Annotated in this window: 14 protein-coding genes and 1 tRNA gene; 9 read left to right on the top strand and 6 right to left on the bottom strand. The window is 32.4% G+C overall.

The window, feature by feature from the left end; genetic code table 11:
• Positions 1-12 precede the first annotated feature (12 nt).
• Entirely contained in the window at positions 13-1,089 is a 1,077-nt protein-coding gene (locus FT986_RS09305) for an FAD-binding oxidoreductase (RefSeq protein ID WP_147864796.1), read from the top strand.
• Here FT986_RS09305 and FT986_RS09300 read toward each other — a convergent pair.
• Positions 1,056-1,448 carry a DUF983 domain-containing protein gene (locus tag FT986_RS09300; protein WP_187248599.1) on the bottom strand — a complete coding sequence of 131 codons (393 nt, stop codon included), beginning with the start codon at positions 1,446-1,448 and terminating at the stop codon, positions 1,056-1,058. The two genes, FT986_RS09305 and FT986_RS09300, sit on opposite strands and share 34 nt — an antisense overlap.
• A 67-nt stretch (positions 1,449-1,515) precedes the next feature.
• Between FT986_RS09300 and FT986_RS09295 the strand changes: the two genes are divergently transcribed.
• The 5 genes from FT986_RS09295 (at position 1,516) to FT986_RS09275 (ending at position 9,377) form a co-directional block, all read left to right on the top strand.
• A complete protein-coding gene (locus FT986_RS09295; RefSeq protein ID WP_147864795.1) occupies positions 1,516-3,435 on the top strand; it encodes an ABC-F family ATP-binding cassette domain-containing protein in 1,920 nt (639 codons plus the stop codon).
• A gap of 93 nt (positions 3,436-3,528) precedes the next feature.
• A complete protein-coding gene (locus FT986_RS09290; protein ID WP_147864794.1) occupies positions 3,529-4,662 on the top strand; it encodes an efflux RND transporter periplasmic adaptor subunit in 1,134 nt (377 codons plus the stop codon).
• Positions 4,663-7,857 (top strand): efflux RND transporter permease subunit, encoded by a 3,195-nt coding sequence (locus FT986_RS09285; protein ID WP_147864793.1) that lies wholly within the window; start codon positions 4,663-4,665, stop codon positions 7,855-7,857.
• Positions 7,850-9,184, top strand: coding sequence for a TolC family protein (locus FT986_RS09280; RefSeq protein ID WP_147864792.1), 1,335 nt, complete (start codon positions 7,850-7,852; stop codon positions 9,182-9,184). The genes FT986_RS09285 and FT986_RS09280 overlap by 8 nt, the downstream gene beginning before the upstream one ends.
• Before the next feature lie 13 nt (positions 9,185-9,197).
• Positions 9,198-9,377, top strand: coding sequence for a CPXCG motif-containing cysteine-rich protein (locus FT986_RS09275; protein WP_111540644.1), 180 nt, complete (start codon positions 9,198-9,200; stop codon positions 9,375-9,377).
• A 51-nt stretch (positions 9,378-9,428) separates the two neighbouring features.
• Here the strand turns inward: FT986_RS09275 and FT986_RS09270 are convergent, their stop codons facing one another.
• From FT986_RS09270 to FT986_RS09260, 3 genes are all read right to left on the bottom strand, one after another.
• Entirely contained in the window at positions 9,429-9,590 is a 162-nt protein-coding gene (locus FT986_RS09270; RefSeq protein ID WP_147864791.1) for a DUF1328 domain-containing protein, read from the bottom strand.
• A gap of 24 nt (positions 9,591-9,614) precedes the next feature.
• A complete protein-coding gene (locus FT986_RS09265) occupies positions 9,615-9,935 on the bottom strand; it encodes a hypothetical protein (RefSeq protein ID WP_147864790.1) in 321 nt (106 codons plus the stop codon).
• A 119-nt stretch (positions 9,936-10,054) separates the two neighbouring features.
• Entirely contained in the window at positions 10,055-11,080 is a 1,026-nt protein-coding gene (locus tag FT986_RS09260) for an AraC family transcriptional regulator (RefSeq protein ID WP_147864789.1), read from the bottom strand.
• A gap of 107 nt (positions 11,081-11,187) precedes the next feature.
• Here FT986_RS09260 and FT986_RS09255 point away from each other — a divergent pair.
• Together FT986_RS09255 and FT986_RS09250 are read left to right on the top strand one after the other, a co-directional pair.
• Positions 11,188-11,260 (top strand) — tRNA-Met (locus FT986_RS09255).
• A gap of 145 nt (positions 11,261-11,405) precedes the next feature.
• The gene (locus FT986_RS09250; RefSeq protein ID WP_147864788.1) at positions 11,406-12,044 is read left to right on the top strand and encodes a DUF4403 family protein; all 639 of its coding nucleotides are present in this window, start codon (positions 11,406-11,408) and stop codon (positions 12,042-12,044) included.
• Between the two features lie 12 nt (positions 12,045-12,056).
• Here FT986_RS09250 and FT986_RS09245 read toward each other — a convergent pair whose 3' ends face one another.
• Positions 12,057-12,620 (bottom strand): pentapeptide repeat-containing protein, encoded by a 564-nt coding sequence (locus FT986_RS09245; protein WP_147864787.1) that lies wholly within the window; start codon positions 12,618-12,620, stop codon positions 12,057-12,059.
• Positions 12,610-13,041 carry a PH domain-containing protein gene (locus FT986_RS09240; protein WP_147864786.1) on the bottom strand — a complete coding sequence of 144 codons (432 nt, stop codon included), beginning with the start codon at positions 13,039-13,041 and terminating at the stop codon, positions 12,610-12,612. Before FT986_RS09240 ends, FT986_RS09245 begins: the two co-directional genes overlap by 11 nt.
• A 63-nt stretch (positions 13,042-13,104) precedes the next feature.
• Here FT986_RS09240 and FT986_RS09235 point away from each other — a divergent pair, with 63 nt between their 5' ends.
• Positions 13,105-13,689 (top strand): Crp/Fnr family transcriptional regulator, encoded by a 585-nt coding sequence (locus FT986_RS09235; protein WP_147864785.1) that lies wholly within the window; start codon positions 13,105-13,107, stop codon positions 13,687-13,689.
• Positions 13,690-13,744: the final 55 nt, after the last annotated feature.

Here is a 13,744-nt window from a genome sequence, read left to right as displayed (position 1 = left end):
ATTACAAGATATATGGATAAAAATCATTTTGATGTTATTGTTGTAGGTTTTGGACTTTCGGGTTTAGCTGTTACAAAAAGATTAGAGGAGCAAAATAAAAAGGTTTTGGTGATTTCTGGTCAATTTCCTATTGCTTCCCAAGTAGCTGGTGGAATTTGCAATCCAGTGGTTCTGAAAAAATTTAATCTGGCTTGGAATTCAGAAGAGCTTTATAAAAATGCCGTACCTTTTTATAAAGGGTTCCAACAGCAATTTCAGGACAACTTTTACATTGAAAAGCCAATTTTAAAAATTTTTAATTCCATAAAAGAGCAAAACGATTGGTTTTCAGCTTTAGGAAAACCAATTTTAGATAATTTTCTTATGGAAAATTTAATGGTAAATAAAAACATCTCATTAAATGTTCCTCATAAAATAGGATCTACTAAGCATACTGGATTACTGTATGTTGGTAACTTATTAAATTCCTATAAGGATTATCTAATTAAAATGGATAGTTTCTTAGAAGAAGACTTTGTTTTTACTGATTTAAATATTGGAAGTGAGGGTGTGAGGTATAAAAATTATTCAGCCGATAATATTATCTTCTGCGAGGGAGCTTACGTGAATCAAAATCCTTATTTTAACTTCTTACCTATACAAGGTAATAAAGGAGAATACATTACTATAAAAGCTTCAAAATTAAAGTTAGATGATATTGTAAAAGGAAGCTTTTTTATGATTCCGAAGGGAAATGATACCTATAAAGTAGGAGCAACTTATAGCCGAGATTTTGAAGGTGTTGATCCTACAAATTCAGCAAAAAATCAACTTATTGAAAAGGTTAGACAAATGATTAATTGCGATTTTGAGGTAATAGATCAAGAAGCAGGGATTAGACCTACGGTAACAGATAGAAAACCTATCATTGGTCCACATCCTAAATACGCCAATGTTTACATTTCTAATGGTTTTGGGAGTAGAGGTATATTATTCGCTCCAACAGTTTCTAAGCAACTAGTAGAGGCTATTTATTCCGGTAAGGAAATCCCTAAAGAAATAAATATTTCACGATTTTATAAAGATTTTGATGAAGCTCCTTTTTTATAGCTAAAAAAGAAGTTGATCCATATGTTTCTAGAAAGTCGGGTAATTATAGGCATTAAAATAATCAAAGCTCCTATAATGGCAAAAAATGATACCAATAAACCAGCGCCAAGAAAATAGTGCGCAATAATAAAAACAGCAGTAGAAAATGCCACTCCAACTGCATAACTTACATACATTGCTCCATAAAAAAATGACGGTTCAATTTTATATTTTGTTTGGCAATGAGAGCAACGCTCTTGCATTTTAAAAATAGACCCTAACTTATACGGGTTACTTTCTTTATACATACTTTCTTCGTGGCAAACAGGACAATAACCAGTAAGAATACTGTAAATTCTAGTTCCTTTAAATAATTCCATAAGCGTTGGTATTACGTTACAAAAATAAGGATATTTGCAGGATAATAACGTCACTTAAGTTACATAAATGCTAAACATTCATAATTTATCTATTTCCTTTCAAGGAGAATACCTTTTTCAAGAAATTACCTTTCGTTTAGGTGCTGGAGACCGCGTGGGACTAGTAGGAAAAAACGGAGCGGGTAAATCTACTTTACTAAAAGTATTGGCTAGAGATTTTGAACCAGATACTGGACAAATCGCTTACGAGAAAGATATTAAAATTGGCTTTTTGCGTCAAGATATAGATTTTGAAGAAGGTAAAACGGTGCTTGAAGAAGCTTACCAAGCATTTAAAGAAATTAAAACTTTAGAAGTTCAGCTCGATAAAATTAATCACGCTTTAGCGGAAAGAACCGATTACGAGAGTGAAGCTTATCATCAACTTATGATTGATGTGAATGATGTTCAGCATCAATATGAAATTTTGGGAGGTTATAACTATCAAGGAGATACCGAAAGAATTTTACAAGGATTAGGTTTTAAAAGAGAAGATTTCAATAAACAAACTGATACTTTTTCGGGAGGATGGCGAATGCGTATAGAGTTAGCAAAACTCTTGCTTCAAAATAATGATATTCTACTTTTAGATGAGCCAACTAACCACTTAGATATAGAAAGTATTATATGGTTAGAAGATTTCTTAAAAGGCTACTCTGGTTGTGTGGTTATAGTTTCTCACGATAAAATGTTCTTAGATAATGTTACCAATAGAACTATTGAAATTTCTTTAGGAAGTATTTATGATTATAATAAACCTTATACTAAATATTTGGTATTGAGGAAAGAACGCAGAGAACAACAATTAGCTACTCAAAAAAATCAGCAAAAAGAAATAGAGAATACAGAGAAGCTTATTGAAAAATTTAGAGCAAAAGCTTCAAAAGCATCGATGGCTCAATCTTTAATTAAAAAATTAGATAAGATAGATCGCGTAGAGGTTGATGAGGATGATAACAGCGTTATGACGCTAAATTTTCCAGTTTCTGTAACTCCTGGAAAAGTTGTGGTTGAAGCTGATAAGATCTCTAAAAACTACGGCGACAAGAGCGTGTTGCAAAATATAGATTTGCTCATAGAAAGAAACACTAAAACAGCTTTTGTAGGGCAAAACGGACAAGGTAAATCTACGCTCGCAAAAATTATAGTTGGTGAAATAGAATATGAAGGTGGTTTAAAGTTAGGTCATAATGTGAAGATTGCATACTTCGCTCAAAATCAAGCAGAATACCTTGACGGAAATAAAACCGTACTTGATACCATGATCGATGAAGCTAATGAAACCAATAGAAGTAAAGTAAGAGACATTCTAGGGGCTTTTCTATTTAGGGGAGATGAAGTAGAGAAATATGTAAAGGTTCTATCTGGAGGAGAGAGAAACCGCTTGGCTTTAGCAAAAATGTTGTTGCAGCCGTTTAATGTCTTGGTGATGGATGAACCTACCAACCACTTAGATATTCAATCTAAAAATGTACTTAAAGAAGCTTTACGGAAGTTTGAAGGAACTTTAATTTTAGTTTCTCACGACAGAGATTTCTTACAGGGACTTACCAACAATGTATATGAATTTAAAAATCATCAAATAAAAGAGTATTTAGGTGATATAGATGATTATTTGGCTGAGAGAAATGTAGAAAGTTTAAGAGAGGTAGAAAAGCGTACTGAAGTAAAAAAAGCTGAAGAGCCATTAAACCAAAAGTCTTCAAAGCAGTCTTATAAAGATCAAAAGAAGCTAAAATCGCTTCAAAATAAATTGAGCAATATTGAGGCAAAAATCGGGAAGTTAGAAAAAACGATAAAAGAAGATGATGCTGAGCTAGCTGCAAATTATGAGAAAACTGCAGCCGACTCTAGTTTTTTTACTCAATACGAAGATAAAAAGAAAGAACTTACTTCACTTATGAAAGAGTGGGAAGAGGTTCAAGAACGTTTAGATCAATTCAGTTAAGTTTAAAATTACCAAACTTTACCTTTATTGACTTTGCAGTGTTAATAGTCTCATTTTATGAGATTAAAATATAAATTTAATAAATAAGTTTTAATGAGGAAGTTGGTTAGTGCTATACTAGGTTTGCTTATTCTAATTGGGGCAGGGGCATTAGCTTACTACCTCATAGATAGTAATAAAAAAGAAAAAGCTCCAGTTAAGAAAGTAGTGAAAACCGTATTTGTAGATACGGTAAAAAATTCAACCGTTCCTATAGAACTTCCGGCAAACGGGACTTTAATAGCTAAAAACCGTATAGAGTTATTCTCTGAAGTACAAGGTGTTTTTCAATATAGTGCTAAAGATTTTAGACCAGGAGAAAATTACTCTAGAGGTCAGGTTTTATTAAAACTAAACTCTCAAGAATACTTTGCTTCGGTACAATCTGCTAAAAGTGAATTGTACAATCAAATTGCGGCTATTATGCCCGATTTACGTCTAGACTATCCAGATGCTTTTTCAAAATGGGAAAATTATTTAAATAACTATAATCTAGATAAAACTACCCCTAAGCTTCCAGAGATTTCAAATAATAAAGAGCGTTATTTTATTACAGGAAGAGGAATTCTTTCCACTTATTATAATGTAAAAAATTTAGAAGAACGTCTAGTGAAATACTCTATTATAGCGCCATTTGACGGTATTTTAACCGAAGCTTTGGTGACTAAAGGTGCTTTGGTAAGACAAGGTCAAAAGTTAGGAGAGTTTATAGATCCTTCTGTATATGAGTTAGAAGTTTCTATTTCAAAAGAGTATAGCGATTTACTTCAAAAAGGAGAAAAAGTAATTTTACAAGATTTAGAAGGTAGCGAAACTTATACAGGTAAAGTTTCTCGTATTAACGCAAATATAGATCAAGCTACTCAATCTATAAGAGTATATATTCAGGTAGAAGGAGATTCTTTAAAAGAGGGAATGTATTTAGAAGCTCAACTTGAAGCTAAAAAAATAGAAAATGCCATCTCTGTAGATAGAAAATTACTGGTCAATCAAAACCAATTGTACATTGTGAGAGATAGCATCCTCGATCTAGTAAAAATAGAACCTGTTTATACTTCTGAAGAGAAAGCGGTCGTAAAGGGATTAGATGATGGAATAAAAATGATCAATAAGCCTGTTTCTGGAGCATACGCCGGTATGCCAGTTAAAATATTTCAGGAAAAAGAATCAGCTAAAAGCCAGAACTAGATGCGAAAAGTCATTAGTTATTTTATTCGCTATGAGGTTGCCGTAAATGTTGTAATTATTGCATTTATAGCTTTTGGTATCATCGGTTTAAGCCGAATGAAATCTTCATTTTTTCCTTTAGTCGAATCACAAATCATTAATATCGATTTAAATTACCCTGGAGCAACTCCAAAGGAAATTGAAGAAGGAATTGTTTTAAAAATTGAGGATAACTTAAAAGGTTTAGCGGGCATTGATCGTGTAACTTCGACCTCTAGACAAGGCGGAGGTAGTATTACCGTAGAAATCGATAAAGACGAGGATATCGATATTATGGTAACAGAGGTAAAAAATGCGGTAGATCGTGTTCCCACCTTTCCTGCCGATATGGAGCCTCTTATTATCGCAAAAGAAGAAAATATAAGAGAAACCATTTCTTTTGCCATTAATGGGAAAGATATTCCCTTAGCAACTTTAAAGCAAATTGGGCGATCTATAGAAAATGATATTCGCAGAATGGATGGTATTTCTCAAATTGAAATTTATGGGTTTCCAGAAGAAGAAATTCAAATTGCCGTTAGAGAAAATGATTTACTAGCCTACAATTTAACTTTTCAAGAAGTTGCCAATGCGGTTGCAGAAACCAATATTTTAACCTCGGGAGGTGATATTAAGACCAGTGCAGAAGATTTTCTAATTCGCGCAAGCAATCGTTCTTATTATGCTGATGAGCTCAACAATATCGTGGTGCGAGCCAATAATAACGGGACGTTAGTTCAATTGGAAGATGTGGCTACAGTACGAGATCAATTTTCAGAAACGCCTAATGCATCTTATTTTAGCGGTAATATTGCTGTCAATGTAAATATTAGTAATACCAATAATGAAGATTTACTTTCTACTGCAGAACAAATTAATGCCTATGTAGAAGAGTACAATCAAAGTCACGATGTGGTTCAATTAGATATCACACAAGATTCATCCATACGACTAAATCAACGTACGCAATTACTTTTAGAAAACGGAATTATGGGAATCCTATTGGTTCTTCTTTTTCTTTCGTTTTTCTTAAATACAAGATTGGCATTTTGGGTAGCCTTTGGTCTTCCTGTAGCCTTTTTAGGTATGTTTATTTTTGCAGGTTCTTTTGGAGTTACTATCAATGTATTATCTCTTTTTGGGATGATAATCGTGATCGGGATTTTAGTAGATGACGGTATTGTAATATCAGAGAATATCTACCAGCATTACGAAATGGGTAAAAGTCCTGTAAAAGCAGCGATTGATGGAACAATGGAAGTTATTCCTCCAATTGTTTCGGCGATTATCACTACAGTTTTGGCTTTTGCTACGTTTCAGTTTTTAGACAGTAGAATAGGAGAGTTCTTTTCAGAAGTTTCTACCGTTGTTATTTTAACCTTGATTGTTTCATTAGTCGAAGCTCTTATTATTTTACCTGCACACATTGGTCACTCCAAAGCGTTAGTCCGGGAAACCGAAGAAGAACAAAAAAATAAAAAGGGAATTGATAAATTCTTTTATAAACTGCGCTGGTACAATAAAAAAGGAGATCAATTTATGCGCTATTGTAGAGACCGTATTTACAGTCCTGCATTAAGATTTGTGCTACGTCAACGCTTCATTTCATTTGCAATAGTTATCGCAGCTTTTGTAATTACGATTGGTGCAATAGGAGGAGGGATTATTAAAATAACCTTGTTTCCTAGTATTGCCAGTGATACGGTGAGTATTAATTTATTAATGGCCGAAGGGACAAATCCCAAAATAACCGATTCTGTAATTTCTATGGTAGAAGATGCCGCGTGGCGTGTGAATAAAGAATTTACTCAAAACCAAACAGGAAATAAACCCGTAGTTGAAAATATTATAAAACGTGTAGGACCAGGAAATAACAAAGCCTCTTTGAGAGTTAATTTACTACCCGGAGAGGAACGTGATTTCGGTTCCCCGGAAATTACCAATGCCATTCGAGATGAAGTGGGTGAGGTGTATGGAGTAGAGCAGTTAACGTTTGGTTCTGGTGGAAATTTTGGCGGAAGTCCTATTTCTGTATCTTTATTAGGAAATAATACAGAAGAACTGAAAGCCGCCACCGAAGAATTGCGAGAAGTTCTAGAGAACAATTCTCTGCTTAAAGATATTACCGATACCGATCCTGAAGGAGCAAAAGAATTAAATGTTACTTTAAAGGACAATGCTTATGCTTTAGGATTAACACTCAACTCGGTAATGCGTCAAATACGAGGTGGTTTCTTTGGAGCACAGGCACAACGTTTTCAACGCGGACAGGATGAAATAAGAGTATGGGTTCGCTACGGTTTAGAAAACAGAAACTCTTTAAGTGATTTAGATGAAATGCGAATTGTAACTCCTGCAGGAGATCGAGTACCTTTTCAAGAGATTGCCAATTATGAAATTGCAAGAGGAGACGAATCGATTAGGCATTTAGATGGGGTTCGTGAGATTCAAGTAAATGCAGATATGGAAGATCCTAACGGAAGTTCTACCGATATTTTGTTAGATATTCAAAATAATGTTATGCCAGAGATCACTTCTAAATATCCAACGGTAAAGGCGTCTTATGAAGGTCAAAACAGAGAAGCTGGCAAATTAACAGATTCTGCCAACAAAATTTTCCCGGTCATTTTATTCTTGATATACGCGACTATCGCTTTTACCTTTAGAAGTTACAGTCAGCCTTTATTATTAATGCTTATGATTCCGTTAAGTGTTATTGCAATAGGCTGGGGTCATTTATTCCACGGTTTTCCTATAAACGTATTGTCGGCATTAGGAATTATTGCTTTAATCGGAATTATGGTTAATGATGGCTTGGTACTTATTGGTAAATTTAATTCATTTTTAAAAGAAGGGATGAAGTTTGACGAAGCTTTGTATGAAGCAGGAAGAGCTAGGTTTAGGGCCATATTTTTAACATCAGTTACAACCATTGCTGGTTTAGCGCCATTATTGTTAGAAAAAAGTAGACAGGCACAATTTTTAAAACCTATGGCAATTTCTATCGCCTATGGTATTGGGATTGCGACTTTTTTAACTCTATTATTTTTACCCTTATTGCTATCGGCAACCAACGAATTAAAGACAAAAATTAAATGGTTAAAAACAGGAAAAGAGGTTTCTAAAGAGGAAGTGGAGCGAGCGATTAAAGAACAAAAAATAAAAGAAGATGAGTAGAGTTAAACTATTGCTTATATCGATATCTTGTTTGTTCAATTTTACATTAGTTGCGCAGGAAGAAACACCTTTTTTGTCTAAAAAAGAAGCGATAAAGCAAACTTTAGAAAAAAATTACGGAATTAAAATTGCCGATAATAATGTTGAAATTGCCGAAAACAACGCAGGGATTTTAAATTCGGGTTATTTGCCAACTTTAGTAGGTAGTGCTTTTGCAGACTATAGTTTAGATGACCGTTTAACGGAAATTGATGGAGAAGAGCCTCGAGATCAAAATGATCTAGAAAATACGAGTTATGGAGGTTCTCTCGATTTGAATTATACCATATTTGATGGATTAGGTAGACTGTATAATTACCGTCAATTAAAAGAAGAATATAACTTATCGGAACTAGAGGCTAGAGAAACAATTGAAAATACCTTGTTAGAGCTTTTCTCTGTGTACTTTGAGATTGCTCGTCTATCTGAAAATGTAGAAGTATTAGAACAGACTTTAGCGATCTCTAAAGAGCGAGTTACCCGCGCTGAATATCTATTTGAGTATGGACAAAGCAACAAACTTGAAGTTTTAAATGCTAAGGTAGATGTTACTAACGATAGTATTAATCTCATTGGTACACGCCAACAATTAAGAAACACTAAAAGAGATTTAAGTTATATTATTGGGAAAAAGCCTTCAGTTAATTTTGAAGTAGATACTATAGTAGGGTTTACGCCACAATTGAAAATTGAAAATTATGTAAAAGAAGCCAAAATAAATAATGTTTCTCTATTGCAAATAGAAAAGAATTTAGTGATTAGTGAGTACGATATTAAAGTAAATAAATCTGGATATTTACCTAGCGTAGGCTTAACAGGTTCTTATGGTTGGAACCGTAATAGAAGTGCCGACAGTCCGTTTTTTCCAGGTTCTTTGCAAACTACATCTGGGCTCTCTGCTAGAGTTAGTCTTTCTTGGGATATTTTTGATGGAGGATCTACTTCTGTACGTGTGAGAAATGCTAAGATTCTGTATGAAAATCAGCAAATTCAAAAGAAACAAATAGAGAATGAAGTTGATCGTGATCTAAAAAATGCACTAGATAATTATCAAAACAGGCTCTATATTTATGAGTTACAAGAGCAAAATGTAGTGACAAGTGAAGCAAATTTTGAACGTTCTGAGGAGCGATTTAAAATAGGGCAGATCACCTCTATTGAATTCCGTCAAGCGCAAATTAATTTAATCAATGCGAAGACGAGTAAGAATTTGGCTAAATATGATGCAAAATTAGCAGAACTGCAGGTCTTACAATTGTCAGGTCAACTGCTAAACGTTCAATTTTAAAATTACTTTATTAATGATAGAGCATTATTTTCAATGTCCACATTGCTGGGAAGAAATTTCTATGTTGTTAGATTCTTCAGTGAGTCAAACTTATATAGAAGATTGCGAAGTTTGCTGCAATCCCATAGAAATTACGGTAAAGTTTGAAGCGAAAAACCTGATAGAGTTTAGAACTGAAATATTAGGACAATAAAAAAAGCTGCAAATTTTGAATTTGCAGCTTTTATACTTTATATAATATCAATTATCTTCTAAAAAGTCTTGAAAGTAAGGAAAGTACTAGTAAGACAATAAAGATATAAAAGATTATTTGTGCAATATCTGTAGCGCCATCAGCAATTCCTCCGAATCCAAATATTGCAGCAACTAATGCGATAATTAAAAAAATAACAATCCAGCGTATCATAATGTTTGGTTTTTAGGTTAGTATTTAAATTTTTACTTGTTGGTAAATAGCTTTTCTATTAGAATTATTTTTTAAACAAGTGATCATTAAATCTCCAATAGAATTAAAATGAATTTCTACTACACGAGTATTTGCAGAAAATAGCCTACTATCTATTACATTTTTATTGTCGTAATCATAATGTAAATACGCAATTTTTTTAGTGTAATCTATATTTACTAAAGTGGCTTTGTAGTGCTTCTTTAATAAATAACAATAAAATGAATGCGCTACTTTCTTTTTAGGAGCAGTAATAATTTCATTTAAATTTGACTTGTTTCGATAGTAGAATTCTCTTGCTTTCACTTGTTTTTGTTTTAAATTTAAAATAGAATTCTCTAAGTGAAAGCATCTCTGAAGATATTTATGTGGAGTTTAACAAAAAAACAAATGACTTCTTAAGGAATAGTTAATAAACTGATAATCTATTCTTTGTGTTTAAGGTTAGCTTTTCTAAAATCGTTAGGGGTGATGTAATATTCTTTTTTAAAGACCTTTGAAAAGTAGCTAGCATTAGAGAGTCCTATTTTTTCAGTGATCTCTTGCATGCTTAAATCGGTGTTTAAAATTAACTCTACAGCTTTTTGCATTCTAAGTTTTTGAATGTAGTTATTTACCGTTTCATTGTATAAATGTTTAAAGCCGTTTTGTAATTTGTTTTCATTTAAGCCCACGTGTTGAGAAAGACTTTTTACGGTATGCGGAAAGTGAATTTCTTGTTCGATCTTCGATATGAGATTAGATATATTTTCAATCTCTTGTTTTCTTAAAACAGTTTTATCATTATCTGCTTTTAGGTCGTCCTCTAGTTGTTCAGCTTGTTGAATTAACAATTGCAAGGCATAAGATTCTAATTTTAGTTCTCTCATAAAATTAGAATTACTTTCCATATTCATTTCTTGAATGGTATTTGCTATAGAAACACTGTAGTTACCATGATAAAAGAAAACTTTATTCGCATCAATATCATTAAAGATCTCCTTTAATGGATGTTCCCAAGATTCGACTTCACAAGCATATTTTTTAAAAAAAACGTCTCGATTAACTTCAATGCTATTTAAATGTACGTTTTCATTCTTTTTGAATTCCAAAACATGTCCGTGAGTTTCGTTACTACTAACAATTACGTTTTGGAATTTCAGAATCTGTGTTTTCTCCTGAGAAGTTTCTAATTGATGATTAATAAATCCCTCTCCGCAAATTAAAAACTTAAGAGGGTGCACTTCTGATAGGGAAAAATGAATCTGAGTGTCTTTTTTAAACTGACAACAATATTCAATTACACCAATCCCACTTTTAAAATTCATACCTCTTATGTAACCTTCACCGTGAATTTTTGGGATATTTAAGATATGTTCGTGGCATTTAGCTTCAATTTTGGTATCTAATTGTTCAGCTAAATCTTTTAAAACCTCCTTTATCGGAAGAGATTGAACATTTATTTTTTTCATAGAAAGCAGTGACTGATTACGTTAGAGACAAAAATAATAAAATTATTAATATTTATCGTTTCTAGTTTTGCAGAATGAATAAAACGTTATATATTTGCATCACAAATCGCGGGATAGAGCAGTAGGTAGCTCGTCGGGCTCATAACCCGAAGGTCACTGGTTCGAGTCCAGTTCCCGCTACTAGAATTAAAACCTTTGCAAACGCAAAGGTTTTTTTGTTTTATACCGTTTTATCGTATTCTTTCCATTTTTTAAGAATCAATTAGTATTCTTTTTGATTAAACTTTCTGCTTTTTCTCTACTTTAAGGTTAAAGAAGCATTCTTATGAATTCATATACAGAAAAAGAAAATTATCGGGATGAGGGAATTTATATTCAAATGCCTGTAAAGATTGAATTGGAAGCTATAGAGAAGGTTTTTCAGCAAAAAATGGTGGGCTACAAAATTCAAAAAGAAGAAGATGATGACGCTAAACAAATAGGAGAAATTCTTTCCGTTTTTTTAAGTCCGGGTACAGATGGCTATGATTTAAATATTCAGCAAGAAATTTTAATGAAAACGCTTTTATTCAGTAATAAAAAAGTGAAATTCAATTTTCAGCTAAAGCTAAATTACAATGCTCACGAACAAGAATTGGTGGTGAGCGACTATAAAGCAGAAGGAGAACATAAAACTTGGTTTACCAACCAGCTTTTAAATGTTATGCTGAATTCTATTTTTAGAAAAAAAATTCTTGGAAAGTCCAAAATTCTATTTCTTCCAAAAATTGATGAGCTCCTCCTAAAAATAAATGAAAAACTAAAAAATATTGTTGAAGTAAAATCTGGGGTTCTATTGTTTGGGAAAGTTGATCAACTTAGAGTTCTTAATTTATATTTTAAAGAAAATTATCTTGTAGCGATCTTAAAACTAGAAGGAGTTTTAGCTGCTGAAATATCTCAACTAGAAATAGACGCTCTATAATCTTAAATACTTTTAATCAATCTTAATTTTATATTTATCTAGGAGAGATAAAACTTCTGGGGTAGAAAAAAGAGCACCTTTTAATTGATTTTTTTCAGGATCAAAACTGTAATTCTTAGCGGTTTTAAAATCTGTTTTTTCTAGATTAGATCGAAAGAATATGCTTTCTTTCAAATCACTACTCTTAAAAGAAGCTTGTTCTAAGTTACTCTCAGTAAAATCTACACTTTCTAATACGCAAGCCTCAAAAACAGTTTTTTTAAGCTTCACAGCATAAAAAGAGCAATGACTTAAATTACATTCCTTAAACCTTACAGAAAACCCAAAAGTTTCACAGCTTTCAAAACGAAGCCCCAGCATTTTACATTCGATAAAAGCAATATTATGAAAAGAGACTTTTTGTAGGTTAGCAGAACTCAAATTGCAATTGACAAACTCACACTCTAAAAAGTTAAAACCCGATAATTTTACATTAGAAAAATCACAATTTTTAAAAGTGCAATATTCATAATCTCCAATATTAAGGGATTGTCGATTGAAATTTACATCTGTAAAGATTTTATCTTCAAAAGTCATAAGGTGTAATTTTAATATCGGGATTAATTTCTAAAATTCGCTTTATAAAAGAATCTTTGGCTTTTGGTGTTATATAGATTTCATTATAAATATCATACTTTATAATTAAACCTTTTTTAGCTGTTGCAGGTTTTAAACCAGACCACATAGTTTTTCCTACCATAATCTCCTTAATCTTTGTAACTGGGATAGATCCTTTCATAGGCCCACTTGTATACTCCAAATTTGAAGCAGTAAGTTTGTAATAGGTTCCAAAATAAATCCATAATAATATGGGAATAATCAATAGAATTACAATGTCTGTTATTCCAAAAGAATATTTATCAGTTAAAAAGGTATAAGTTTCCAAAGCTATCAATGCCGAAATGCTAATAATTGTAAATAGCTTAAACGATATATCTTTTCTGCTCTTAAACTTCATATTTTTATCTAAATCTTAAACTTAGAAAATAAACACAAATTTATTCTTTCTATCTTTCCATTTATGATAAAAGAGTCAAATTTTAAAAATTACCTTTTTCAACAGTTTGAATTGCAAGAAGAACATTGGCAAAAATTACAAGCTTTAGTAAAATATCAAAGATTTCAAAAAGGGGAGTTTCTACTCACAGCAGGCAGTATTTGTCAGCATTCATTTTTTGTAGAAAAAGGATTGTTACGTTTTTATTCTATTTCCGTTAACGGAAAAGAACACATCTTACAGTTTGCTCCCGAAAATTGGATGGTAAGCGATAGAAGTAGTGTCTTTTTTGGAGAACCTTCTAGCTTTTACATAGACGCGGTAAAAGATACTACAGTGGTTATGTTAGATGAACGTTTTTTAAAAACCTTAGCGGAAGTAAATGTGAAATTCGCAACTAATAACGAACTTCTACTCCAAAATCATATTCGGCATTTACACCAACGACTACACTCATTGTTAGGGGAAAATGCAGAAGAGAGGTATCTAAATTTTTTAAAATTGTATCCAGAAGTAATGCAAAGAGTCCCTCAATGGATGATTGCTTCATATTTAGGAATAACCCCAGAGAGTTTAAGTAGGGTAAGAAAAAAAATGAGTAAAAACTAAAAAACGCTTCTTACCATAGATCAATGAAAACTTCTTATAATTCACATAATTTTGA

Origin of the sequence: Mesonia sp. K4-1, from assembly GCF_008017825.1 — a bacterium.
Taxonomy (GTDB): domain Bacteria; phylum Bacteroidota; class Bacteroidia; order Flavobacteriales; family Flavobacteriaceae; genus Mesonia.
This window is presented reverse-complemented; position numbering and strand designations above follow the sequence as displayed.